This window comes from Sphingomonas sp. T1, from assembly GCF_902506585.1.
GTDB classification, from domain to species: domain Bacteria; phylum Pseudomonadota; class Alphaproteobacteria; order Sphingomonadales; family Sphingomonadaceae; genus Sphingomonas; species Sphingomonas aerolata.
The window spans coordinates 431,091-454,705 of record NZ_LR733875.1 but is presented as its reverse complement, the minus strand read 5'-3'; the positions used below and the strand labels follow the sequence as shown (position 1 = coordinate 454,705).

Here is a 23,615-nt window from a genome sequence, read left to right as displayed (position 1 = left end):
TCATCGCCGTCCCCCAACTGGGCCCCGGCCTCCGCCGGGGTGGACGTTCTCGCCGAGGTAGCGGTTTTGATTGCGGCGGCGGCGTGGTTCGGCGCAGCGCCCTCCCTCAAAATGTCTCCCCGCGAAGGCGGGGACCCAGGCTGGGCTCCCGCCTCCGCGGGAGAACAGGACGCGTCGAACCGGCGCAACATCACCGCACCCCCGGCCCGCCGGCGGTATCGACCCGCGCCTGCACCGACATCCCCGGCCGCAACCGCGCGCTCAGCGGCTGGCCCGGATCGACGCGGATGCGGACCGCGATCCGCTGCGGCACCTTGGTGAAGTTGCCGGTCGCATTGTCCGCCTTCAGCACCGCGAATTCCGACCCCGCCGCGGGCGAGATTCGTTCGACACGCCCGGTCAGCCGCTCATTCGCGAGCCCGTCGACCGTGAACGACGCGGGCTGGCCGACCGCCATCCGCGCGGTCTGCGCTTCCTTGAAATTCGCGATCACCCAGGTTTCGGGCGGCACCAGGAACATCAGCTGAGACCCCGCGGTCACATATTGGCCGAGCCGGACGCCGACCTCGCTCAGCCGCCCCGTCTCGGGCGCGCGGATCACCGTGTTGGCAAGGTCGATCCGCGCGAGCTGGCGCGCCGCCTCTGCGCCCGAGACGCCCGCCTCCTGGCCGCCGCGTCCGACCTCGACGGTGCGGATGTCCTGCCGGGCGATCTCGCGCGCGGCCTTGGCCTGCTGGACCTGCGCCTCCGCCTGGCGGAGCGCGGCGAGCGTCTGGTCGCGTTCGCGCAGACTGACCGAGCCGTCGGTGACGAGGTCGTTGACGCGCGCCATGTCCGCCTGCGCGCGCATCAGCTGCGCGGCGGCATTGGCGACCGCGGCGTCCTGCGCGGCGAGGCTCGCCTGGCGGCTGCGCGCGGTCTGCAGGCTGTTCGACAGCGTTGCCGCCTGCGCGTCGACCTGTGCCTGCGCCTGGTCGATCCGCTGGCGATAGATGCGGTCGTCGATCTTCACCAGCGCGTCGCCGGTCTTCACATCGGCGAAGTCGCGGACGAGCACCTGCGTCACATAGCCGCTGACCTGCGGGCTGATCACCGTGGTGCGGCCGCGGACATAGGCATTGTCGGTCGACTGGTAGCTCGTCGCGAACGGCGGCAGCCGCCACGCCGCGAGCACCGCGCAGACGCCCGCGATCACGAGCAGGACGATGACGCCGATGACCCGCGGGCTCGGCGGCTGCGGTCGCCAGCCCGAGCCGACCGGGGTGGCGGGCGTCGCGGCGGGGGCGGGCGCAGGCGCGGCGGTCCGGGCGGCGGCCGTCTCCGCCTGTTTCTCCTCCGTCGCGGGTCCTTCTGCCACCGGGCTGCGGGCGTCGGTCATGTCGTCCTCTCAAGTCGCGCACGGCGTTGGCGTCGTTGGCGTCGCACCATCAGGAAGACGAGATACCCGAACGTCCCTCCGGCGAGAATCGCGACCAAGCGGAAGACGTCGGCATAGGCAAGCACGTTTGCTTCGCGCGTCGTGGTCTGCGACAGAATCGCCGCGCCTTCCGCGCTGCGCAGCGTCGGGTCGACGATCACCCGGCCGACCGCGGCGCCGCCCGCGGCGATGCGCTGCGCGACGATCGGGTCGGTCGGCGAGATCTGCTGGACGAGGGCTGCGCTGTTCGCCTTCTCGCGGACCACCTGATAGCTGCCGAGCAACGCGGTGCCGCCGAGCCCGCCGAGTGAGTTGATGATCCCGAACAGCGCGATGAAGCTGATGATGTGCCCCGCGCCCTCCTTCAGCGCGCGCGTCATCCCGAACAGCAGCGCCGGCCCCAGGAAGAAGGTCGCGGAGAAACCGATGATCGCCTGCGTCACGTACATCTGCGGCGCGCGCGTCAGGCTGGTCGCATAGGAGTCGAACCACGCCGCCACCGCGACCAGCCCGATCGCGAGCATGATCGGATGCCCGAGCCGCTCGACGTCGAGCGTCACCGCGCTCGCGATCACGCCCGCGACCGAGGCGACAAAGATGATCAGGAAGAACGGGATGAGCTGGTCGTTGTTCTGCCCGAGCACGGTCAGCAACCCGACCGCGGCATAGGTCTGTTCGGACAGCACGATCCGCGCCATCACGATGACGACCGTGAAGCGCAATATGTCCGCGCTGCCGAGCCAGCGGGTGTTGAGCAGCGGATTGACGCGGTGATGCTCGACGACGATTGCGGCGGCGAACATCGGGATCGCGACGATCAGCGCCCAGCCGATCCACGGCGCATTGGTCCACCACAGGATCCGCCCGAGCCCGAGCACCGCGGCAAACAGCGCGGTCGACCCGGCAAACAGCACGAAGGTGAGGAAGTCGAGCGGCTCGAACGCCTTGCTCCGCGTCGTCGGCGGCAGGCGTAGCGCCGCGACCGCGGCGAGCGACAGCAAAGCGAGGCCGAGTTCGAACAGATACAAGGTCCGCCACTGCGACATGGCGAGCAGATCGGGCGAGAACAGCCGCGCGAGCGGCGTCGCGCATTGCGGGATGCTGATGCCGAGCACGACCGCCTTCAGCCGCCATTTCGCGGGCAGCGACTGCATCACATAATAGAGGCACAGGCTGCTGAGCGCGGCGCCCGCCATCCCGCTGATCGCGCGCACGGCGATCGCGGTGGCGAACCCGTGGACGAACAGATGCGCGAGCGTCACCAGCACGTAGAGCGTGAGGAAGATCAGCGCGAAGGGCCTAAGCCCGAACTGCGCGCGGAACTTGATCATCAGCAGGTTGATGCTGACGTTGGTCATCACATAGACCGTCGGCAGCCACGCGATCTCGGCGGGATCGAGGCCGAGCGCCCCCTGCAGCGTGTAGGTGTTCGCACTGATCAGCGCGTTGCCGAACCCGACCGTCAGCCCGAGCAAAATGCCGATCAGCGCATAGGCGATCTGGCGGTGCCGCGGATGCGCGGGCGAGCCCGGTGAGCCGGGGAGGACGGGCAGTTCGTGCGGTGCGAACGTCCAGTCTTCCTCGCTCAGGAAGCGTCTGATTCTCCGGGCGATCATGGTCGCTGTCTTGTGGCATGATCACGGGGGCACGTCATCCGGGAACGCGGGTCGCGGCGAGCGATTTTCCAAGGAAATCACCACCCCGGCGAAGGCCGGGGCCCAGTTGGGGGACGGCGGTAACGACGGGCCGCCCTCCATTACCGCGAACTTGCCAACTGGGCCCCGGCCTCCGCCGGGGAGGTGCTCCTCATCTAAAGCGGATCCCCCATGCTGCACCGCAGCGGAACATCCCCGCACCCGCACCGTTGCGCTGTCATGCGCATATTCAGATCGCTCCACATACCACCCGAATGGGTCTGGCTGGAAAGCGTCGCCGTGGTCTCGGCGGCGGTGCTCTTCGCGCTGGTCGCACACTGGCTGACGATGCGGATCGCCGGCCATGCGCAGCGGCGGTCGACCGCCAAGACCGACGGGCTCGTCCTCGCGCGCGTCCGCCGGCCGCTGCGCGCGGTGTTCGTCGCGGTCAGCGTCGCCTTCGTCGCGCGTATCCTGCCGATGGACGACGATATCGAGGAATTGTGGAAGCAGTTGCTCGGCTTCCTCGTCCCCGCTCTGCTCGGCTGGCTCGCGGTCGCCGCCCTGCGCGCGTTCCAGGACGTGATCGAGATCCGCTCGGACATCACCGTCGAGGACAATCTGCGCGCGCGGCGCAAGCGCACCCGCGCGGCGATCCTCGGCCGGATCGGCACCTTTTTCATCATCTTCATCAGCGTCTGCCTGATGCTCCTGAGCGTCCCCGGCATCCGCTCGATCGGCGTCACGCTGATGGCGTCGGCGGGTATCGCCGGCCTCGTCGTCGGTGCCGCCGCCCAGCCTGCGCTCAAGAATCTGATCGCCGGCGTCCAGATGGCGTTCACCGAACCGATCCGGCTCGACGACGTGCTGATCGTCGACGGCGAATGGGGCCGCGTCGAGCAGATCAACCTGACCTTCGTCGTCATCAAGATCTGGGATGAGCGCCGCCTCGTCGTGCCCGTGTCGAAGTTCCTCGAACAGAGCTTTCAGAACTGGACGCGCGAGACCAGCCAGCTGATGGGCTCGGTCTTCTGGTATGTCGATCCGTCGACCGATGTGCCCCGCCTGCGCGAAAAGCTCGCCGAGGTGGTGAAGGCCAATCCGCGCTGGGACGGGCGGTTCTTCAACCTGCAGGTCACCGACATGAAGGCGGACGCGGTCGAACTCCGCGCGCTGATGACCGCCAAGAACGCCTCGGTCGCGTTCGACCTGCGCTGCGACGTCCGCGAGGCGATGCTGGCGTATATCACGGCGGAAATGCCCGAGGCGATGCCCCGCGGCCGCCTGCTGATGGCTCCGGACCCGGTGCGCGGCACCGCGCCGTAACGCGGGCGCGGCGCACGCCACCTGTTTCGTCAGGATGACGGGTTATGAGGAGACCCCGTCACCGCTCAGCACCATCCCAGCTCAAGCCGCCATCCCCGCTCAAGCCGTCATCCCCGCGGAGGCGGGGATCCATATTGGCTGGCCGTGCAGGGGACTCGCAGGGGTAGCCAATCTGGATCCCCGCCTGCGCGGGGATGACGAAGCGAGTTACGCCTCGACATGCTCCGGCGCATCTTCAAGCGCCGTAATGAACAGTTCGCACCACCACATCACGTCCTCCTTGCGGACGTTGTCGATCAGCTTCTCCCAGCGCGCCTTGCGCTCCGCCAGCGGCATCTTCAGCGCGCGCGCGATCGCGTCGGACATTTCCTCCGGGCTGTAGGGATTGACCAGCACCGCGTCCGACAGCTGCGCCGCCGCACCCGCGAACTGCGACAGGATCAGCACGCCGGGATCCTCGGGATCCTGCGCCGCGACATATTCCTTTGCGACCAGGTTCATCCCGTCGCGAAGCGGCGTCACCAGCCCGACCCGTGCCGCGCGGTATATCCCCGCCAGCACGTCGCGCGGGAAGCCCTGGTTGACGTAGCGGATCGGCGTCCAGTCGATGTCCGAGAACTCGCCGTTGATCCGCCCCGACATCGAATCGAGGTTCGCGCGGATCTCCTGATAGGTGTCGACCTTCTCGCGCGAGGGCGGCGCGATCTGCAGCATGTAGACCAGCCCGCGGTGATCGGGGTGCGACGCGAGGAACCGCTCATAGCCCGAGAAGCGCTCGGCCAGCCCCTTCGAATAATCGAGCCGGTCGACCCCGACGATCAGGCTGCGCCCGGTCGCCGACATGTACATCCGCTCCTTCGCATGGCGCGCGGTGTCGCTGCTCGCGGACTTCTCGAAATCCGCGGTCTCGATCCCGATCGGCGTCGTGATCGCCTTGATCGTCCGGTCGCCGACCGTCACCCAGCCATCCTCGCCGACCACGCCGTCGAGCTGGCTGGTGACGTAATGCAGGAAGCTGTCGAGCCAGTCCTGCGTCTGGAACCCGACCACGTCATAGGCGAACATCGATTCGACAAGCGCGCGGTGGCTCGGCAGCGACAGCAGCATCGCCATCGGCGGCCAGGGGATGTGGAGGAAGAAGCCGATCTTGTTCTCGACCCCCAGCTTGCGCAGCTCGCGCCCCAGCGGCACGTGATGATAATCATGCACCCAGACCAGATCGTCGGGTTCGATCAGCGGCAGCACCGTCTCGGCAAAGCGCTTGTTCACGCGCGCATAGCCGCTGGAGAAATCGCGTTCGAACTCGGTCAGGTCGATCCGGTAATGGAACAGCGGCCACAGCGTGCGGTTCGCATAGCCGTTATAATATTCGTCGAAATCCTGTTCCTCGAGGTCGATCGTCGCGGTGGTGACGCCCTTGCCCTGCTGGAAATTGATATGCCCGGTAAAGGTCTCGGTGGTCGCGCCCGACCAGCCGAACCAGACCCCGCCTTTTTCACGCAGGGCTGCGAGCAGCGCGACCGCGAGGCCGCCCTGGTTGCCCGACGGCGCATCGACCGATTGCACGCGATTCGAAATGACGACCAGGCGACTCATCGTACGGCGCTCCAGGGTTTGCTGAGGAGGACGGCGCAGTTGATCAGCCCCACCAGCGAATAGGTTTGCGGATAATTGCCCCACAGCTCGCCGGTGTTGGGGTCGATATCCTCGGACAGCAGCCCCGCGGGCGTGCGGCGTGCGACCATCTCGGCGAACAGCGCGCAGGCATCCGCGGTGCGGCCGGTCGCGTGCAGCGCCTCGATCAGCCAGAAGGTGCAGACGTTGAACGCGGTGTGCGGCAGGCCGAAATCATCCTCGGTCGCATAGCGCAGCATGTGGCTGCCGCGGCGCAGACCCTCTTCGACCGCCTTCAGCGTCGACTGGAAACGCGGATCGTCGGGTGCGAAGAAGCGCAGGTCGAGCAGCTGGATCAGGCTCGCGTCGAGATCGTCGCCGCCGAACGTCGCTGAGATGCGCTGCGTCTCCTCGCGCCACGCCGAGGTCTCGATCGTCTTGCGGATGGTGTCCGCGCGCGCATTCCAGAACGTCCGCCGATCCTCGAGCCCGAGCACGCCCGCCGCATTGGCGAGCCGGTCGCACGCCGCCCAGCACATCGCCGCCGAATAGGTGTGGACATGCGCCTTGGTGCGCAGCTCCCACAGCCCCGCATCGGGCTTGTCATAGGTTTCCCAGGCGCGGTCGCCGACGAGCTCTAGGCTCTTGAAATCCTCATGGCTCGACATGCGGAACAGCCGCTGGTCGAAGAACGCCTGGACGTCGGACAGGATGATCTGGCCGTACGCATCGTGCTGGATCTGCTCGTACGCCTGGTTGCCGACGCGGACCGGACCCATGCCGCGATAGCCCGGCAGCGCGGGCGCGACGCGCTCGACCAGCGTCGCCTCGCCGCCGACGCCGTAAAGCGGCTGGACATGCCCGCCCTTCGACGCATCGACGATGTTGCGCAGATATTCGAGATACCCCTCGAGCACGTCGAGCGCCCCCAGCCGGTTGAGCGCCTGCACCGTGTAATAGGCGTCGCGGATCCAGCAATAGCGGTAATCCCAGTTGCGCTCGGACCCCGCATGTTCGGGGATCGAGGTGGTGAGCGCGGCGACGATCGCGCCGGTCTCCTCATGCTGGCACAGCTTCAGCGTGATCGCCGCGCGGATGACCACGTCCTGCCATTCGACCGGGGTCGCCAGGCCGCGCACCCAGTGGCGCCATTCGTCCTTTGTCCGCGTCAGCATCGCCTCGGCCGCCTCGTGCAGCACGCCGGCAAAACTCTCGTCGGGCCCCAGGAACAGGTGCATCGGCCGCTCGAGCCGGAACCAGCGCTCGCCGACGATATGCCCGACCGGCGCGTCGGTGGTCAGCCGCAGCGTCTGGTCGTCCATCAGGAACCGGATATGGTTCGAGCCCTGCGTATGTGTGGTCGGCTGGCCCCAGTTGGTCGCGACGCGCAGGCGGATGCGGATCCGCGGGCTGCCTGCGACCGGCTTGACGATCCGCACGAAACTGGTCGGGCGATAGGTCCGCCCCTCGCGCACGAAGCGCGGGCAGAAATCGGTGACCTCGACCGCGTTGCCCGCCTCGTCCTCGTGCCGGGTGACCAGGATCGGGGTGTTGCGGATATAGGCCTGCGTCGTCTTCGCGCTGCCCTCGAGCTCGATCGCCCACAGGCCCGTCTCGGGTGCGTCGCCGCCGAGCAGCGCGCAGAAGGCGGGGTCGCCGTCGACCCGGGGCACGCAGCCCCAGACGAACGTGCCGGTCCTGTCGATCAGCGCGGACACCTGGCAATTGCCGATCGGCCACAGGTTCATGTCGGGGGTCGGGCCGGACGGGGTCAGGCTGCTGGCGGACTGGGTAGCGGTCATCATGATTCCAATATGGCGGCAATCCAGCCGCGAAGGGCCGCGACATCGTCGAGGCGGTAGGTGGCGGCGGTAGGGCGTTCGGGGCCGATCAGGATTCCGGCGCCGCCCAGCGCGTGTGCGGCGACGAAACCATCCTCGTCGGTGACGTCGTCGCCGAAGAAGAACGGGCGGCTGCCGACCAGCGCGGGCGCGGCGATCAGGTCGCGCAGCGCCGCGCCCTTGTCGCCGGGGGTGCGCAGCTCGACCATCATCTTGCCGCGCTGGAGCGTCAGGCCGTGCGTGCGGGCGAGCTCTTCGGCGAGGCTTACCGCATCCGCCTCGAACGCCGGCGCCATCCGGTAATGCAGCCCGGCGCCGAGCGACTTGGCCTCATAGACCAGCGCGTTCGCCTCAGCATAGGCGCGCAGCGCCTCGGCGGCGGTTTCGAGCGAGGCGGGGCGTTCGGCGGCGACATGGCCGTCCTCAGGCGTGCGCCGTTCCGCACCGTGACTGCCCGCGACCGCGAACCGGCGCGCATGCTGGCCGAGCATCGCATCGAGCTGCGCGATCGACCGCCCGCTGATGATCGCGACGCGCGCCGGGAAGCGCAGAGCGAGCCGGTCGAGCTGGTCGAGCAGGCCGGCATCGACGACCACCGCATCTGGGGTCGGGGCCAGATCGACCAGGGTGCCGTCAAAATCGAAGAACAGGCTGGCGTCGTCGCGGACGTGCGGCGGGGGTGCGAGGACTTCAGTCGCAGGCTGGCGTTCGGCAAGCATGGTCGTCTAACCCCCGGCTGTGACGCTCCGTTCCGCTGCAGTGCAAAATTGGAACGGGTGCGGTTCGATTGCCGTCATAGCAGGGGTTGGGCATCGGGGCGATGCTTCGGGGCCGTCACCAACCCCATCCCCTCCGTCATCCTGACGAAAGTCAGGACCCAGAGCCACGAGCGCCACCCCACCCCCACCGTCATCCTGACGAAAGTCAGGATCCAGAGCCACGAGCGTCACCCTGTGTTACCCTGGATCCTGACTTTCGTCAGGATGACGGAAGAGAGGGATGGCGACAGCGCAGCAAGGCCGCACGGCCGCACGCCCCCACCCACAGCTCGCCCCGGTTGCGACAGGTTGCGACACGAAACCACTGGACGAGGGAAGGGGCATTGCGTCATGCCTGCCGCCCATGTCCCGCGTCCGAGCTTTCCTCCTCATGCCCGTCCTGCTCGCCGGCTGCTCGGTCGGGCCGGATTATCGTCCGAAGGCGGCGGCCGAGCTGGGGGTGCCCGACGCCTATTCCGTCACCACCGCGACCAGCCCCGAGGACCTGACGCGCTGGTGGCAGCGGTTCGACGACCCCGTGCTCGGCCAGCTCGTCGAGCAGGCGGCGGCGACCAATCTCGACATCGCGCAGAGCGTCGCCCGCCTCCGCCAGGCGCGCGAGAGCCTGGTCCAGAACCGCGCCTCGCTGCTCCCGACGCTCAGCGGCTCGGGCGGCTATCAGCGCAACGAGAATCTGCGCGGCGGCGGCCGGTCGTTCACCTTGCCCGACGGCACCGTCGTCGACACCGGCGGCGGCGGCACCAACAGCTTCACGCTGGGGGCAAGCGCCAGCTACCAGGTCGGCGTCTTCGGCGAGATCCGCCGCACGATCGAGGCGAGCCGCGCGGAGTACGCAGCCTCTGGCTACGACTATGCGACCGTCCTCATCTCGATCGAGAGCGAGGTCGCGCGCAACTATGTGCTCGCCCGGCTCTACCAGCAGCAGCTCGCCAATGCGCGCGCCTCGCTGACGATCCAGGACGACAATCTCGAGATCGCCGGGTTCCGCGTCCAGGCGGGGCTCGTCTCCAGCCTCGACCAGGAACAGGCGCGCGCGCAGCGAGCCCAGACCGCGGCGACGATCCCGAGCCTTGACCAGCAATATGCCGCCGCGGTCGCGCGGATCGGCGTGCTGACCGGGCAGGCGCCGGGCGCGCTCCGGCCGCTGCTCGCGCCGGTCAAGCCGATTCCGGTCGGGCCGAAGGCGGTCGGCGTCGGCATTCCCGGCGACACGTTGCGCCAGCGTCCCGACATCCGCTCGGCGGAGCGCGCGCTCGCCGCCGCCACCGCGCGGATCGGCGTGGCCAAGGCGCAGCTTTATCCCGCGCTCGCGATCACCGGCAACATCAACACCAACGCGACCTCGATCGGCAATATCGGCGATGCGATTACCGGCGGGTTGTTCGCGGGGCTGACCCAGGCGATCTTCAACGGCGGCCGCCTGCGCAGCCAGGTGCGGACCAGCGAGGCCGCCGCCGACGGCGCGCTGGCTTTCTACAAGTCGACCGTGCTGACCGCGCTCGAGGATGTCGAGAACGCGGTCGTCGCGCTCCAGACCGCGCAGGAGCGCGAGCGGCAGTTCGCCATCGCGCTCGATGCCGCGAACAACTCCGCGATCCTCAGCCGCAGCCAGTATCGCACGGGGCTGACCGACTTCACCACGCTCAACCAGCAGGAGGTCGCCCTGCTGTCCGCGCGCAACGGCGCGACCCAGGCGCGCGCCGACGCCGCGACCGCGCTGGTCGCGCTCTATGCCGCGCTTGGCGGCGGCTGGGACGCGACCGTGATCCCGCAAGCGCCCATCTCCAATCCAGAGGCACGCTGATGGCCGACGCATCGATCGACGACTTTCTGGGCGTGAGGCCGCAGGCCCCCTGGAAACGCTATATCAAATGGGTCGCGATCGCGGTCGGCGTCGTGCTGCTCTGCCTGCTGCTCGCCAAGTGCTTCGGCGCGAAGGAGCAGACGCAATATTCGACCCAGGCGGCCGAGCGCGGCAATTTGACCGTGACGGTGTCCGCGACGGGCAAGCTCGCGCCGACCAACCAGGTGACGGTCGGGTCGCAGCTGTCGGGGCTGGTCACCAAGGTGGTCGCCGACGTCAACGACCGCGTCGTCGCGGGCCAGCCGCTCGCGCTGATCGATCCCGAACAGCTCGACGACCAGATCCGCCAGGGCAATGCGCAGCTCGCCGCCAACCAGGCGCAGGTGAACCAGGCGCAGGCGACCGTCGCCGAATCGCGCGCACAGCTCAACCGGCTCGAGGAGGTCGCGCGTCTCTCGGGCGGGCGCGTGCCGTCCAAGACCGAGCTTCAGGCCGGGCGCGCCGATTATCAGCGCGCGCTCGCCGCGCAGAAGGTCGCCGAGGCCAATGTCGTCGCCAGCCGCGCCGCGCTCGCGCAGAGCCAGACGCAGCGCGCGCGTGCGATCATCCGCTCGCCGGTGACCGGCGTCGTGCTCGCGCGCCAGATCGATCCGGGCCAGACCGTCGCGTCGTCGTTCAACACGCCGACGCTGTTCGTGATCGCCGAGGACCTGACCAAGATGAAGCTCGAGGTCGCGATCGACGAGGCGGACGTCGGCGAGGTCAAGATCGGCCAGCGCGCCAACTTCACCGTCGACGCCTTTCCCGGCAAGACCTTCCCCGCGACGATCACGCGTGTCGATCTCGGCTCGAACCTGACGGTCAGCTCGGCGACCTCGTCGAGTTCGAGCACCAGCACGACGACCACCACCGGCCAGGTCGTGTCCTATGCCGCCGATCTGACCGTGGCCAATCCGTCGCTGACGCTGCGCCCGGGGATGACCGCGACCGCGGATATCGTCACCTCGGACAAGCAGCGCGTGCTGCTCGTCCCCAACGCCGCATTGCGGTTCAAGCCGACCGCCGCGTCGGGCGATGCGGGCGGCGGCATTGCCGGGTCACTGACCTTCCGGCCGCGGCGCGGCGGCGGGGCGGAACGGACCGCGACGCTCGGCCGCGGCGCGCAGCAGACCATCTATGTGAAGGGCGCCGACGGCACGCCGCAGCCGGTGCAGATCACCACCGGCGACACCAACGGGACGATGACCGAGGTCCTGTCGGGCAATCTCCAGCCCGGCGCGCAGGTCATCACCGGCCAGCTCGCCAGCGGCTCGGACGAGACGAAGCGCGGTGGCGGCGGTCGGCGCGGCGGCGGCGCGAGCAAGGGCGGGGGCGGTGGCCAGTAATCCGCCCCTGATCTCGCTGCGCGGCGTCACCAAGACGTACGGCGCGGGCGCGACGATGTTCCAGGCGCTGAAAGGCGTCGACCTCGACATTGCCGGCGGCGATTTCGTCGCGGTGATGGGTCCGTCGGGGTCGGGCAAGTCGACGACGATGAACATCCTCGGCTGTCTCGACGTGCCGAGCGCGGGGACGTTCCTGTTCCGCGGTCATCATGTCGAGACGCTCGACCGCGACCAGCGCGCGCTGCTCCGCCGCAAATATCTCGGCTTCGTGTTCCAGGGGTTCAACCTCCTCTCGCGCACATCCGCGCTCGAGAATGTCGAGCTGCCGCTCCTGTACCGCGGCGACGAGAAGCGCGCGCGCCGCGCGGCGGCGATGGCAAGCCTCGACACGGTCGGGCTCGCGGACTGGTGGGACCACACCCCCGCCGAGCTGTCGGGCGGCCAGCAACAGCGCGTCGCGATCGCGCGCGCGCTGGTGACGAACCCCGACGTGCTGCTCGCCGACGAACCGACCGGCAACCTCGACAGCGAACGCTCGGTCGAGATCATGCAGCTGCTGACGCGGCTCAACGCGGAACAGAACATCACCGTCCTGATGGTCACCCACGAACCCGACATGGCCGCCTTCGCGCGCACCGTCGTCCACTTCAAGGACGGCCTGGTCGAACGCATCGAAAGCCGCCACGAGCAAGGCGAAAGAGTCGAGTCGTGATGGCCCACCCCCCAACAAGCCCCTCCCCTTCAGGGGAGGGGTTGGGGTGGGGAACCACACTCGCCAAGCGAGCAACGCACATGCGTCGCGACCCAACAGAACCCGAAAAACGCCTGTGGCGCGGCCTCTCGAACAGCCAGCTCGGCGGCTTCAAGTTCCGCCGCCAGGCCGTACTCGGCACGAGGATCGTCGATTTCTTCTGCCCGGCCACCGGGCTGATCGTCGAAGTCGATGGCCACACCCACGACCCCGAAATCGATCGAAACAGGGACGCCCTGATGCAGCAACTGGGCTTCACGACCATACGGGTCGGCAACACCGACGTGATGGAGAATGCCGAGGGCGTTCTGCTCCACATCCTTTCGGTCGCGCAGGGGCTCCCGGCGCGCGCGCACTGGCGGCTGCCCCACCCCAACCCAGTGCCGGGTGAAGGATGCCCCGCATCCTTCAGGCCATGCCGGGGGCATGGCCGATCCGACACTCCTGAAGGGGAGGGGCTTTAAGTCATGTTCGGCACCACCCTCTCGCTCGCGCTGCGCTCGATCCGCCGCCATATCCTGCGGTCGTTCCTGACCATTCTCGGCATCGTCATCGGCGTCGGGGCGGTCGTGACGATGGTCACGCTCGGCAAGGCGACGACCGCGGCGGTGCAGCAGTCGATCTCCGCGCTCGGCACCAACATCCTCCAGATCCGACCGGGTCAGGGCTTTGGCCGCGGCGGCGGCGGACCGCGGCCGCCCGACTTCAAGCCCGAGGACGTCACCGCGGTCGCCAACCAGATCGCCGGCGTCACCGCGGTCGCCCCCCAGGCGCAGGCGACCGCCACCGCGATCTATGAAGGCGCGAACTGGTCGACGACGATCAACGGCACCACCAGCGCCTATTTCCAGGTCCAGCCCTGGCCGCTGGCGACCGGGCGGATCTTCACGCCGGTCGAGGAGGCGTCGGGCAAGGCGGTGTGCATCATCGGCAATACCGTGCGCACCAACCTGTTCCGCGGGGGAGACGCCGTCGGCCTCCGCATGCGGATCGGCGCGATCAGCTGCGACGTGATCGGCGTGCTGTCGACGCGCGGGCAGGCGGGGTTCGGCGGCGACCAGGACGACGTGGTCATCATGCCGATCAAGGCGGTGCAGCGCCGCTTCACGGGCAATCGCGACATCCGCCTGATGCTGGTGGGCGTCGACCAGAAATTCTCGACCGCGACCGTGCAGGCGTCGATCACCGACCTGCTGCGCGAACGCCGGACGATCACCGCGGGCAAGGAGGATGATTTCAACATCTTCGACACCAAACAGATCTCCGACACGCTGACCGGCACGACGACCTTGCTGACCGGCATCGTCGCGGCGGTCGCGGGGATCAGCCTGGTCGTCGGCGGGATCGGGATCATGAACATCATGCTGGTGTCGGTGACCGAACGCACGCGCGAGATTGGCATCCGGCTCGCGATCGGCGCGGTCGCGCGCGAGGTGCTGTTGCAGTTCCTCGTCGAGGCGATCGTGCTGTCGTGCCTGGGCGGGCTGATCGGGCTGGTGATCGCGCAGCTGGCGATCGCGATCATCGCGCCGTTGATCAAGGTTCAGTGGCTGTTCGTGCCCGAGATCAACCTGTTCGCGTTCGGAATCTCCGCGGTGATCGGCGTCGTCTTCGGCTATTTCCCCGCACGCCGCGCCGCCGCGATGAACCCTATCGACGCGTTAAGGCACGAGTGATCGCCGCGCGCGGGTCATGGACCAGCGCCTGCAGTCGCTCCAGATCCTCGGGCGTGTCGATGTCGATCAGCTCGGCCGGCGCAGTCACCACGTGCCGCCCGGCCTTCACCAGATCGCGCGCGCCCGCATCGCCGTCGAGCGACAGCAGGAAATCGAACCGGTCGCGGGCGAACAGCGCAGGGGGCGACGGCTTCACCCCGTCGCTCGACGCGACCACCGCATCCGCGCTGTCGGCGGCGTCGAGCATCCGGTAGACATGCGCCGCGGTGACGCGCGGCATGTCGGCCAGCGCGATCAGCACCGCCTGCGCGCCGTCGTCCTTGGCGCGCTGCACGCCCAGCTTGACCGACTGCGCCATCCCCGCCGCGGGATCGTCATTATGCACCACCGCATAGCCATGGCTCGCGAAGTCGAGCGTGCAGCCATCGGTGACGACCAGCCGGTCACGGAACGGGATCGCCTCGAACGCGGTGACGACGTGGAGCCCGACCGGCTTGTTGAGGAACGGCACCTCGAGCTTGTTCGGGATGCCGAACCGCTGCGACCGGCCCGCGGCGAGCAGGATGAGGACGACGTCTTCAGCGGCGATCATGGAAGGCTCCGATCATGGCGGCGGCAACCGACAGCGCAATCTCGGACGGCCCGATCGCGCCGATGTCGATCCCGACGGGCGCGTCGATCCGGTCGATATTCTCAGGGGTCACCCCCGCCGCGGCCAGCCGTTCGCGCCGTGCCGCATGGCTCTTGCGGCTGCCGAGCGCACCGACATAGGCGGCGTCGGTCGCCAGCGCGGCGATCAGCGCGGGGTCGTCGATCTTGATGTCGTGGCTCAGCGTCACGACCGCGGTCGACGGACCCGGGCGCAGCGCGGCGATCGCCTCGTCGGGCCAGCGGTCGTCGAGCGTGACGCCGGGAAACCGCTCGTCGGTCAGGAAGCGCGCGCGCGGGTCGATCACCACCGTCGCGATGCCGAGCTCGCGTGCGAGGCCCGCCAGCGCCTGCGCGATCTGCACCGCGCCGACGATCAGCAGGCGGCGCGGCGGATCATAGCGGTTGACGAACACCTCGCCCGTCTCCGCCGGCCGAGCGTCGCTGTGCCCGGTGGCGAGGTCGGTGGTGACGGTCAGCGCATCGCCCTGGTCGCGCGCATCGGCGATCCGGTCGAACAATTCGGGGTCGAAGCCTTCGGCCGATACCGGCTGGACCATCACCGCGATCTCGCCGCCGCAGGGCAGGCCGACTTCCCACGCCGCCGCATCCGCGACACCGTAGTTCCGCACCTGGAACGGCGCGCCCGCGATCACGTCGGCGGCGGTGGCGAGGATGTCGCTCTCGACGCAGCCGCCCGAGACGGAGCCCTCGAACCGGCCGTCCTCATGGACCAGCATGTGGCTCCCCTTGGGGCGCGGCGCCGAGCCCCAGGTCGAGACGACCGTGGCGATCGCCATCCTCTCGCCCTTCCAGGTCTTCGCCGCGGCAATCACGCTATCGTTTTCGGCCATGTCTTCTCTCTCTTCTCGTTCCTCCGCATCGGCGTGGGAACAGACTTTATACCGCGGGCAAGCCTTCGAGCAGCTTGTCGAGCGTCACCGGGAAATCACGCACCCGCACGCCCGTCGCATTGAAGATCGCGTTGGCGACCGCCGCGCCCGCACCCGAAATGCCGAGCTCGCCGACCCCCTTGGCGCCCGCGGGGTTCGCCGAATCGTCGATCTCCTCGATGAAATAGGCCTCAAGCTGCGGAATGTCGGCGTTCACCGCGACGTGATATTCGCCGAAATCGGGGTTCACGAACGCGCCGGTGCGCGTGTCGACGACGCCCTCCTCGGTCAGCGCATAGGCGATGCCCCAGGCCATGCCGCCGATGATCTGGCTGGTCGCGGTCTTGCGGTTGAGCACGCGGCCGACGTCGAACACGCCGAGCATCCGCCGCACCCGCACCTCGCCGCTGACCGCGTTGACCGCGACCTCGACGAAATGCGCGCCGTGGCTCGCCTGGCTGGTGCGCTTGCTCTCCTTGCCGGGGCCGGTCTTGCCCATCGCGACGATCGGCGCACCGCGCAGCAGGTCGGCAAGCTTCACCTGCCGCCCGCCCGCGCTGACGCATCCGTCCTTGAGGCTCAATTCCTCGGGCGCCGCGTTCATCCGCAGCGCGAGCTCGGCAAGGATATCCTCGCACGCCAGCACCACCGCGGACACCGCGCTCCCTGCGCCAAACGATCCGCCCGACCCCGCGGTCGGCGGGAAGTCGGTGTCGCCCAGCCGGACGTCGACGTCCGCGACCGGTAGCCCCAGCATCTCGCCCGCGGCCTGCGCCAGGATCGTGTAGGTGCCGGTGCCGATATCGGTCATGTCGCACTCGACCGCCGCACGGCCGTCCGCCTCGAGCCGCACGCGCGCCTGCGCCTGGACGGTGAAATTGCCGCGTAGGCTGGCCGCCATGCCGATCCCGATCAGCCATTCGCCCTCGCGCACCGATGCCGGCGCGGGGACGGCGGCGGGCCAGCCGAACCGCTCGGCGCCTTGCGTGTAGCAGTCGAGCATGCGTCGCGTGGAGAAGGGCTTGCCGCTGCCCGGATCGCAGTCGGGCTCGTTGCGGCGGCGCAGCTCGATCGGGTCGATCCCGAGCTGGACCGCGAGCTCGTCCATCGCGCATTCGACGCCGAACGTGCCGACCGCCTCGCCCGGCGCGCGGACCGCACCGCTCGCGGGCAGGTCGACGCGGACGAGGTCGGTCCTGAACCGCCGCGATTCCCCGCGGTAGAGCGGGATCGTCCCGAACGGCACGGGTTCGAGGAACGGCGCATCGTCATTCTGCGCGGCGACGCTCTCATGCCCCATGCCCTGGATCACGCCGCGCTCGTCCGCGGCAATGCGGATGCGCTGCGTCGTGTGCGAGCGGTGGTGGACGACATAGGCGGTCTGGCGCCGCGGCAGCGCGATCTTGACCGGGCGTCCGACCGCCTCCGCGGCGATCGCGGCGAGGATCGCCTCGGGGCCGACGCCGGTCTTGCCGCCAAAGCCGCCGCCGACATAGGGCGCGAGCACGCGGACCTTGTCGGCGTCGATCTTGAGCACCTTGGCGATCGTCCTGCGCGCGGCACCGATCACCTGGTTGCTCGATCGCACCGTCAGCCGGTCGCCGTCCCACCAGGCGGTGGTCGCATGCGGCTCGAGCGCGGCGGGGAAATGCACCGGCGTCGTATAGGTCGCATCGAGCGTCACGGCCGCGTCGCGCATCGCCGCATCGAGGTCGCCCATGTCGACCGGCGGCACGAAGCCGATCGCGGGATCGGTATCGACCGGCTGCGCCTCGACATCGAACCGGTCCGCGCCCGCCTCGGTCTCGACGCGGACGAGCGCTGCCGCGTCGCGCGCGATCGCCTGGTCCTCGGCGACGACGACCGCGACAGGCTGGCCGAGATGGAGGATGGTGTCGGTATCGAACAGCGGCAGCGCGCTGGAATTGGATTCGCCCGCGGGCATGCGCTGATCGCCGTGGAGCACCGCGATCACCCCGGGCATCGCCTCGGCCGCACGCGCGTCGATGCTGAGGATCCGGCCGCTGCCGACCGGCGTACCGACGATCGCGGCATAGGCGACCCGCTCGGGCGTGCCCTCATAGGCATAATCGGCAACGCCGGTGACCTTCGCCGGCCCCTCGACCCGATCGATCCCGCGCCCGAGAACCCCCTGCGTCGCCCGGTCGAGCCCCGCCGGTCGAAACGCGGCATCCATTACGTGGTCGGTCATAGGCTCGTCCTCGGGTGTGGAGGGTCTGAGATAGGAGGGGCGGGGGTGTTTGACGAGGGTGAGGGCGTGGTCTCAACGCCGCCCCGATGCAGGATGGCGCAGCGCCAGCCCGCGACCCAAGCGAGGGCTGGTGCCGCCCCCTCAACCACCACCCCGGCGAAGGCCGGGGCCCAGTTGGGAAGGCCGTCGTGACGAAGGACGATCCCCTGTCAGGAAAGTCCCCCAACTGGGCCCCGGCCTTCGCCGGGGTTGTAGTAAGGAGGGTGGCGCCCACCCCCACCTGTTTCCCCGCGAAGGCGGGGATCCAGCTTTACTAAGGGTGCACGTTGTGGCTCCTGGACCCCCGCCTCCGCGGGGGCACAGAAGGTCAAACCGCCGGCAACTGATCCAGCAGCTTGTCCAACGTAATCGGGAACTCGCGCACCCGGATCCCCGTCGCATTATACACAGCGTTCGCAACCGCAGCGCCCGCGCCCGAAATCCCCAGCTCGCCGATGCCCTTCGCGTGGATCGGGTTCGCATGGATGTCCCGCTCGTCGACGAAGTGGACGTCCATCTGCGGCACGTCCGCATTGGCCGGCACGTGATATTCGCCGAGATCATGGTTCACCAGCTTGCCGGTGCGCGTGTCGTGGATCAGATCCTCGGTCAGCGCGGTGCCGATGCCGAAGGTCATGCCGCCCAGGCACTGCGACCGCGCGGTCTTCGCGTTGAGCACGCGCCCCGCCGCGAACGACCCGAGCATCCGCCGCACGCGCGTCTCGCCGGTGATGACGTTGACCGCGACCTCGGCGAAATGCGCGCCGAAGCCTGCCTGCGACGTCTCCTTCTCCTGCTTGCCCGGCTTGATATGCCCGGTCGCCTCGAGACCCTTGCCGACCAGCTCGCCGATCGGGGTCGAGCGGTTGTCGCCGATCGCCTTGCCGTCCTTCAGCGTCAGGCCGTCCTCGTCGACGCCCATCGCCTTGGCGATCTTGCCGCGCAGCATCTCGCAGGCGAGATAGACCGCGGTCCCCGAAGAGGCCGCACCCCAGGACCCGCCCGAACCTGCCGCGGGGGGATCATTGGTATCGCCCAGCGACATGGTGATGTTCTCGACCGGGATGCCCAGGATCTCCGACGCGATCTGCGCGAGGATCGTGTAGCTGCCCGTGCCGATATCGGTCATTGCCGACGATACGGTCGCGGTGCCGTCGGGATGGATCTCGACCTTAGCGGACGATTCCATCATCATGTTGCCGCGCACCGCCGATGCGACGCCCATGCCGATCAGCCACTCGCCCTCGCGGCGCGTGCCGGCCTTCTGGCGCTTGTCCCAGCCGAACCGAACCGCACCCTCGTCGAGCGCGCGCGTCAGGTTGCGCGACGAATAGGGGACGTCCTTCTCCGGATCGATCCGCGGATCGTTGCGCTTGCGCAGCTCGATCGGATCCATGTCGAGCTTTTCGGCGAGCTCGTCCATCGCACCCTCGAGCGCAAGCATCCCGACCGCTTCGCCCGGCGCGCGCATCGAGCCCGACAGGACGAGGTTCACGTCGACCAGCTCATGCGTGATCAGCCGGTTCTCGCCGCCATAGAGCAGGTGCGTGCCGATGCCCGCGGGTTCGAAATAATCCTCGGTCGACTGGTTCGACGCGAGCGTCTCGTGCCCGATCGCGGTCAGCTTACCCTCGGCATTGGCCGCGAGCCGGACGCGCTGCTCGGTGTTCGAGCGACGCACGGTCGCCTCGAACACCTGCGGGCGCGACATGACCGCCTTGACCGGACGGCCGAGCTGCTTGGCGGCGATCGCCGCCGCGACGCTCTCGGGCGCGATGCCGAGCTTCGACCCGAACCCGCCGCCGATATAGCGCGCAACGATCCGGACCTTCTTCTCCGACAGGCCGAGCGACTTGGCCAGCTGCTGCGCGTCCGACGTCGGCATCTGATAGGCGCCGTACAGCGTCAGCGAGCCGTCCTCTTCCCACACCGCGGTCGAGGCGTGCGGCTCCATCGCCGCCGAGTTCTGGCTCGGCGTGACATAGGTCGAATCGACCGTCACCGCCGCATTGGCCATCGCCGTGTCGACATCACCCTGCTTGAAATGCGCAGGGGCGGCATCGTCGGGGGGCGTCCGCGTCTCGTCGCGGTGCGCGGCGAAGTCATACTGGCCCTCCGCCTCGTCATAGACGATCGGCAGGCGGGCCGCCGCATCGCGCGCGACCTCGAAGCTCTCGGCGAGCACGATCGCGACGATCTGGCCGAAGAACGCGATGTCCTTGACGCCCTGCGTCGGTGCATCGGTCGCGCCGCCCTGTGCGGACACGCGGATGAACTGGTCGAAGTCGGTGACGACGTCGAGCACGCCGGGGATGCTCTTCACCGCGTCGACGTCGATCGACACGACCTTGCCCGCGGAGATCTTCGTGCCGACGAGCACGCCATACGCCATGTCGTCGAACTGATATTCCGCCGCATAGGTCGCGGTGCCGCTGACCTTCAGCGGACCGTCGATCCGGTCGAGCGGCTTGCCGATGACGCCCTGGACGCCGCTGTCCAGAAGACTGTCCGGATGCGGCTTGTCCATCGTCAGGCTGTTGGTGGTTCCAAAACCGAACATGTTTATGCTCCCGTTACGGTGCGCAGCGTCGCGATAAGCGTGCGACGCGCGAGGGGGATCTTGAAGTCGTTCGAGCCATAGCCCTTGGCATCGGCGAGCAGCGCGGTCGCCGCGGCCTCGAAGGCCTCGTCCGACGGCGCCTTGCCGACCAGCGCGGCCTCGACCGCCGGATTGCGCCACGGCATCGGCCCGAGCCCGCCGAATGCGAGCGAGGCGGACGCGATCACGCCATCCTGCACGTCGACCACGGCCGCGACCGAGACGAGCGCGAACGCGTAGGACGCACGGTCACGCACCTTGCGATAGGCCTGCTTGCCCTTGGGCGGCGCGGGCAGCTCGATATGCGTGATCAGCTCACCCGTCTTGAGCACGGTCTCGATCTCGGGCGTCGATCCCGGCAGGCGGTAGAACTCGTGCACCGAGATGCGCCGACGATCGCCGTCCGCCTTCAAGGTCACGATCGTCGCGTCGAGCGCGCGCATCGCCACCGCCATGTCGCTCGGATGCGTCGCGATGCACTGCTCGCTCGTGCCGAGTACCGCGAGGATGCGGTTGAAGCCGCCGATCGCCGAACAGCCGCTGCCGGGCTCGCGCTTGTTGCACGCGGCGGCGGTGTCGTAGAAATAATAGCAGCGCGTCCGCTGGAGCATGTTGCCCCCGGTCGACGCCTTGTTGCGCAGCTGGCCCGATGCGCCCGCGAGCAGGGCGCGGCTCAGCACCTCATACTTGGCGACGACGCGGCGGTCGGCGGCAAGGTCGCTGTTCGGCACCAGCGCACCGATCGTCAGCCCGCCATCCTCGCGCTCCTCGATCTTCGCCAGATCGAGGCGGCTGATGTCGACGAGCGTGTCGGGCGTCTCGACCTGCAGCTTCATCAGGTCGAGCAGGTTGGTCCCGCCCGCGATGAACCGCGCGCCGGTCGTCCCGGCATCCCGGACCGCGGCCTCGGGGGTCGCGGGTTTCTCATAGGTGAAGGTCTTCATGCCACCATCTCCCCGCGCGCATCGGCGTCCATCGCCGCGTCCTTCTCGTCCGCGGACCGGCCCTTGGGCGCGGTGTCACCAACTTCGCGGATCGCATCGACGATGTTCGGATAGGCGGCGCAGCGGCACAGATTGCCGCTCATCCGCTCAGAAATCTCGGCATCGTCGAACTTTGGATCGGTCAGGTCGCCCGATGCGTGGCTGGCCCAGCCCTTCTTGACCTCGTCGAGCATCCCGACCGCCGAGCAGATCTGGCCCGGCGTGCAATAGCCGCACTGGTAACCGTCGTGCCGCACGAACGCATCCTGCAGCGCATGGAGGTTGCCCGGCTGGCCGAGACCCTCGATCGTCGTGATCTCGTCATCCTGGTGCATGACCGCGAGCGTCAGGCAGGAATTGACGCGGCGGCCGTTGATCAGGACGGTGCACGCGCCGCACTGACCGTGGTCGCAGCCCTTTTTCGAGCCGGTGAGGCCGAGATGCTCGCGGCACAGGTCGAGCACCGAGGTGCGGATATCGGGCTCGGCGTCATATGATTGACCATTGATCGTGAAATGCATGGGGTCGCCCCTTCTGGATCCGGGAAATATGAGGACTGAACGCCGATGCGTCGAATGGTTTCCTATTGCGATTGGCTCTCACGAATCGCCGCGCTGGTACTTGGCGTCGCCGGCGGGCAATCTGTTGCGATGACACCGAAAAATCCTCCCTCGACACCTCCGATCGTGATCGCGCACCGCGGTGCGAGCGGGCTCCGGCCCGAACATACGCTCGCCGCCTACGACCTCGCGATCGACCAGGGCGCGGACTTCATCGAGCCCGATCTGGTGCCGACGAAGGACGACGTGCTCGTCGCACGGCACGAAAATGCGATCGCCGACACGACCGACGTCGCCGACCATCCCGAATTCGCCAGCCGCCGCACGACCAAGACGATCGACGGGCACAACCTCACCGGCTGGTTCGTCGAGGATTTCACGCTCGCCGAGCTGAAGACCCTGCGCGCGAAGGAGCGGCTGCCGAAACTCCGCCCCGCCAACACCGCCTATGACGGCCGGTTCGAGATCCCGACGCTCGCCGAGATCATCGCGCTCGCCAAGCGGCGCTCCGCCGAGACGGGGCGCACGATCGGCATCTATCCCGAAACCAAGCACCCGACCTATTTCGCCGGCATCGGCCATCCGACCGACCTGCTGCTCGTCGCGCAGCTCAAGGCGGCAGGCTGGGATTCGGCGACGGCACCGGTGTTCATCCAGTCGTTCGAGGTGAAGAACCTCCAGCGCCTCCACGCGGTCACCCGGGTGCGGCTGATCCAGCTGATCGACGGCGAGGGCGGTCCCGCCGACGGAGCGCAGCCGAGCTATGCCGCGATGATCACGCCCGCGGGGCTGAAGGCGGTGGCGGGCTATGCGTATGGCATCGGCCCGAACAAGGGCATGCTGTGGGCGGGCACGACGCCGTCGCCGCTCGTCGCCGACGCGCATGAAGCGGGTCTGCGCGTCCATCCCTGGACCTATCGTGCGGAAAACATGTTCGTCCCCGACCGCTTCCGCCGCGGCACCGACCCTGCCGCGCACGCCGATCTCGCCGCCGAGATCGACGCCGGGCTCGCGCAAGGTATCGACGGATTCTTCACCGATTTTCCGCTATACGGGGCGCAGGCGCGCGATCGGCTGCGCGCGGGAGTGAAGTAGATGCGTAAGGTTCTTCCCGTTCTGGCGATCCTGCCCCTGATGACCACGGGCTGCATCAGCACCGCGACGTCGATCGTGAAGGCGCCGTTTCAGGTCGCGGGCAAGGCGGTCGACTGGACCACCACCAGCCAGGAGGAATCGGACCGCAACTATGGCCGCAAGATGCGCAAGCAGGAGGCCGAGGAGGGCAAGCAGCGCAAGGAACTCGCCAAACGCTGCAGGAAGGACCCGCGGCGTGGCGAATGCGGGCAATATCAGGGGTATCGCGCGGGGGAGTGATAGCCCAAAAAAAACACCACCCCGGCGAAGGCCGGGGCCCAGTTGGGGGCCGCTGCTGGCAAGGGGCAGCGCGCTGTTAC

General features: G+C 68.5%; 19 protein-coding genes. 8 read left to right on the top strand and 11 right to left on the bottom strand.

The window, feature by feature from the left end:
- Positions 1 to 190: 190 nt before the first annotated feature.
- Positions 191 to 1,378: an HlyD family secretion protein gene (locus GV027_RS01950; RefSeq protein WP_159510795.1), complete on the bottom strand. Its 1,188-nt coding sequence runs from the start codon at positions 1,376 to 1,378 to the stop codon at positions 191 to 193.
- Complete coding sequence (locus tag GV027_RS01945) at positions 1,375 to 3,033, bottom strand: MFS transporter (RefSeq protein ID WP_159510794.1); 1,659 nt, start codon at positions 3,031 to 3,033, stop codon at positions 1,375 to 1,377. The genes GV027_RS01950 and GV027_RS01945 overlap by 4 nt, the downstream gene beginning before the upstream one ends.
- Before the next feature lie 258 nt (positions 3,034 to 3,291).
- Between GV027_RS01945 and GV027_RS01940 the strand changes: the two genes are divergently transcribed.
- Positions 3,292 to 4,377 carry a mechanosensitive ion channel family protein gene (locus tag GV027_RS01940; protein ID WP_159510793.1) on the top strand — a complete coding sequence of 362 codons (1,086 nt, stop codon included), beginning with the start codon at positions 3,292 to 3,294 and terminating at the stop codon, positions 4,375 to 4,377.
- 207 nt (positions 4,378 to 4,584) lie between these two features.
- Here GV027_RS01940 and GV027_RS01935 read toward each other — a convergent pair whose 3' ends face one another.
- The 3 genes from GV027_RS01935 to otsB are packed head-to-tail and all read right to left on the bottom strand — an operon-like array spanning position 4,585 to position 8,551.
- Positions 4,585 to 5,973: an alpha,alpha-trehalose-phosphate synthase (UDP-forming) gene (locus GV027_RS01935; protein WP_031394052.1), complete on the bottom strand. Its 1,389-nt coding sequence runs from the start codon at positions 5,971 to 5,973 to the stop codon at positions 4,585 to 4,587.
- Positions 5,970 to 7,793: a glycoside hydrolase family 15 protein gene (locus GV027_RS01930; protein ID WP_236559002.1), complete on the bottom strand. Its 1,824-nt coding sequence runs from the start codon at positions 7,791 to 7,793 to the stop codon at positions 5,970 to 5,972. The genes GV027_RS01935 and GV027_RS01930 overlap by 4 nt, the downstream gene beginning before the upstream one ends.
- A complete protein-coding gene (gene otsB, locus GV027_RS01925; RefSeq protein WP_159510792.1) occupies positions 7,793 to 8,551 on the bottom strand; it encodes a trehalose-phosphatase in 759 nt (252 codons plus the stop codon). The genes GV027_RS01930 and otsB overlap by 1 nt, the downstream gene beginning before the upstream one ends.
- A gap of 430 nt (positions 8,552 to 8,981) precedes the next feature.
- Here otsB and GV027_RS01920 point away from each other — a divergent pair, with 430 nt between their 5' ends.
- From GV027_RS01920 to GV027_RS01900, 5 genes are all read left to right on the top strand, one after another.
- Complete coding sequence (locus GV027_RS01920; RefSeq protein ID WP_236559001.1) at positions 8,982 to 10,415, top strand: efflux transporter outer membrane subunit; 1,434 nt, start codon at positions 8,982 to 8,984, stop codon at positions 10,413 to 10,415.
- Complete coding sequence (locus GV027_RS01915) at positions 10,415 to 11,800, top strand: efflux RND transporter periplasmic adaptor subunit (RefSeq protein WP_031440132.1); 1,386 nt, start codon at positions 10,415 to 10,417, stop codon at positions 11,798 to 11,800. The genes GV027_RS01920 and GV027_RS01915 overlap by 1 nt, the downstream gene beginning before the upstream one ends.
- 55 nt (positions 11,801 to 11,855) lie before the next feature.
- The gene (locus GV027_RS01910) at positions 11,856 to 12,512 is read left to right on the top strand and encodes an ABC transporter ATP-binding protein (protein ID WP_081874217.1); all 657 of its coding nucleotides are present in this window, start codon (positions 11,856 to 11,858) and stop codon (positions 12,510 to 12,512) included.
- A gap of 80 nt (positions 12,513 to 12,592) precedes the next feature.
- Positions 12,593 to 13,015: an endonuclease domain-containing protein gene (locus GV027_RS01905; protein ID WP_236559000.1), complete on the top strand. Its 423-nt coding sequence runs from the start codon at positions 12,593 to 12,595 to the stop codon at positions 13,013 to 13,015.
- 3 nt (positions 13,016 to 13,018) lie between these two features.
- Positions 13,019 to 14,227 carry an ABC transporter permease gene (locus tag GV027_RS01900; RefSeq protein ID WP_031440131.1) on the top strand — a complete coding sequence of 403 codons (1,209 nt, stop codon included), beginning with the start codon at positions 13,019 to 13,021 and terminating at the stop codon, positions 14,225 to 14,227.
- Here GV027_RS01900 and GV027_RS01895 read toward each other — a convergent pair.
- The 6 genes from GV027_RS01895 to GV027_RS01870 form a co-directional block, all read right to left on the bottom strand.
- On the bottom strand, positions 14,202 to 14,819 hold the full coding sequence (locus GV027_RS01895) for a nucleotidyltransferase family protein (RefSeq protein WP_037530012.1): 618 nt from the start codon (positions 14,817 to 14,819) through the stop codon (positions 14,202 to 14,204). The genes GV027_RS01900 and GV027_RS01895 overlap by 26 nt on opposite strands.
- Positions 14,806 to 15,729 carry an XdhC family protein gene (locus GV027_RS01890; RefSeq protein WP_107932007.1) on the bottom strand — a complete coding sequence of 308 codons (924 nt, stop codon included), beginning with the start codon at positions 15,727 to 15,729 and terminating at the stop codon, positions 14,806 to 14,808. The genes GV027_RS01895 and GV027_RS01890 overlap by 14 nt, the downstream gene beginning before the upstream one ends.
- A 46-nt stretch (positions 15,730 to 15,775) precedes the next feature.
- Complete coding sequence (locus tag GV027_RS01885) at positions 15,776 to 17,980, bottom strand: xanthine dehydrogenase family protein molybdopterin-binding subunit (RefSeq protein WP_159510790.1); 2,205 nt, start codon at positions 17,978 to 17,980, stop codon at positions 15,776 to 15,778.
- Positions 17,981 to 18,347: 367 nt separating this feature from the next.
- Positions 18,348 to 20,579 (bottom strand): xanthine dehydrogenase family protein molybdopterin-binding subunit, encoded by a 2,232-nt coding sequence (locus GV027_RS01880; RefSeq protein WP_056679786.1) that lies wholly within the window; start codon positions 20,577 to 20,579, stop codon positions 18,348 to 18,350.
- A 2-nt stretch (positions 20,580 to 20,581) separates the two neighbouring features.
- Positions 20,582 to 21,562: an FAD binding domain-containing protein gene (locus GV027_RS01875; protein ID WP_159510789.1), complete on the bottom strand. Its 981-nt coding sequence runs from the start codon at positions 21,560 to 21,562 to the stop codon at positions 20,582 to 20,584.
- Positions 21,559 to 22,122 (bottom strand): 2Fe-2S iron-sulfur cluster-binding protein, encoded by a 564-nt coding sequence (locus GV027_RS01870; protein ID WP_081874216.1) that lies wholly within the window; start codon positions 22,120 to 22,122, stop codon positions 21,559 to 21,561. The genes GV027_RS01875 and GV027_RS01870 overlap by 4 nt, the downstream gene beginning before the upstream one ends.
- Positions 22,123 to 22,251: 129 nt before the next feature.
- Here GV027_RS01870 and GV027_RS01865 point away from each other — a divergent pair, with 129 nt between their 5' ends.
- Both GV027_RS01865 and GV027_RS01860 read left to right on the top strand, forming a co-directional pair.
- Positions 22,252 to 23,256, top strand: a complete 1,005-nt coding sequence (locus GV027_RS01865; RefSeq protein WP_159510788.1) for a glycerophosphodiester phosphodiesterase — start codon at positions 22,252 to 22,254, stop codon at positions 23,254 to 23,256.
- Positions 23,257 to 23,535, top strand: a complete 279-nt coding sequence (locus GV027_RS01860; RefSeq protein ID WP_159510787.1) for a hypothetical protein — start codon at positions 23,257 to 23,259, stop codon at positions 23,533 to 23,535. It begins immediately after the preceding gene.
- Positions 23,536 to 23,615 lie beyond the last annotated feature (80 nt).

Coding starts and splice junctions, on each gene's coding strand:
- GV027_RS01950 (WP_159510795.1), bottom strand. CDS start 1,378: ATGACCGACGCCCGCAGCCCGGTGGCAGAAGGACCCGCGACGGAGGAG.
- GV027_RS01945 (WP_159510794.1), bottom strand. CDS start 3,033: ATGATCGCCCGGAGAATCAGACGCTTCCTGAGCGAGGAAGACTGGACG.
- GV027_RS01940 (WP_159510793.1), top strand. CDS start 3,292: ATGCGCATATTCAGATCGCTCCACATACCACCCGAATGGGTCTGGCTG.
- GV027_RS01935 (WP_031394052.1), bottom strand. CDS start 5,973: ATGAGTCGCCTGGTCGTCATTTCGAATCGCGTGCAATCGGTCGATGCG.
- GV027_RS01930 (WP_236559002.1), bottom strand. CDS start 7,793: ATGACCGCTACCCAGTCCGCCAGCAGCCTGACCCCGTCCGGCCCGACC.
- otsB (WP_159510792.1), bottom strand. CDS start 8,551: ATGCTTGCCGAACGCCAGCCTGCGACTGAAGTCCTCGCACCCCCGCCG.
- GV027_RS01920 (WP_236559001.1), top strand. CDS start 8,982: ATGCCCGTCCTGCTCGCCGGCTGCTCGGTCGGGCCGGATTATCGTCCG.
- GV027_RS01915 (WP_031440132.1), top strand. CDS start 10,415: ATGGCCGACGCATCGATCGACGACTTTCTGGGCGTGAGGCCGCAGGCC.
- GV027_RS01910 (WP_081874217.1), top strand. CDS start 11,856: ATGTTCCAGGCGCTGAAAGGCGTCGACCTCGACATTGCCGGCGGCGAT.
- GV027_RS01905 (WP_236559000.1), top strand. CDS start 12,593: ATGCGTCGCGACCCAACAGAACCCGAAAAACGCCTGTGGCGCGGCCTC.
- GV027_RS01900 (WP_031440131.1), top strand. CDS start 13,019: ATGTTCGGCACCACCCTCTCGCTCGCGCTGCGCTCGATCCGCCGCCAT.
- GV027_RS01895 (WP_037530012.1), bottom strand. CDS start 14,819: ATGATCGCCGCTGAAGACGTCGTCCTCATCCTGCTCGCCGCGGGCCGG.
- GV027_RS01890 (WP_107932007.1), bottom strand. CDS start 15,729: ATGGCCGAAAACGATAGCGTGATTGCCGCGGCGAAGACCTGGAAGGGC.
- GV027_RS01885 (WP_159510790.1), bottom strand. CDS start 17,980: ATGACCGACCACGTAATGGATGCCGCGTTTCGACCGGCGGGGCTCGAC.
- GV027_RS01880 (WP_056679786.1), bottom strand. CDS start 20,579: ATGTTCGGTTTTGGAACCACCAACAGCCTGACGATGGACAAGCCGCAT.
- GV027_RS01875 (WP_159510789.1), bottom strand. CDS start 21,562: ATGAAGACCTTCACCTATGAGAAACCCGCGACCCCCGAGGCCGCGGTC.
- GV027_RS01870 (WP_081874216.1), bottom strand. CDS start 22,122: ATGCATTTCACGATCAATGGTCAATCATATGACGCCGAGCCCGATATC.
- GV027_RS01865 (WP_159510788.1), top strand. CDS start 22,252: ATGACACCGAAAAATCCTCCCTCGACACCTCCGATCGTGATCGCGCAC.
- GV027_RS01860 (WP_159510787.1), top strand. CDS start 23,257: ATGCGTAAGGTTCTTCCCGTTCTGGCGATCCTGCCCCTGATGACCACG.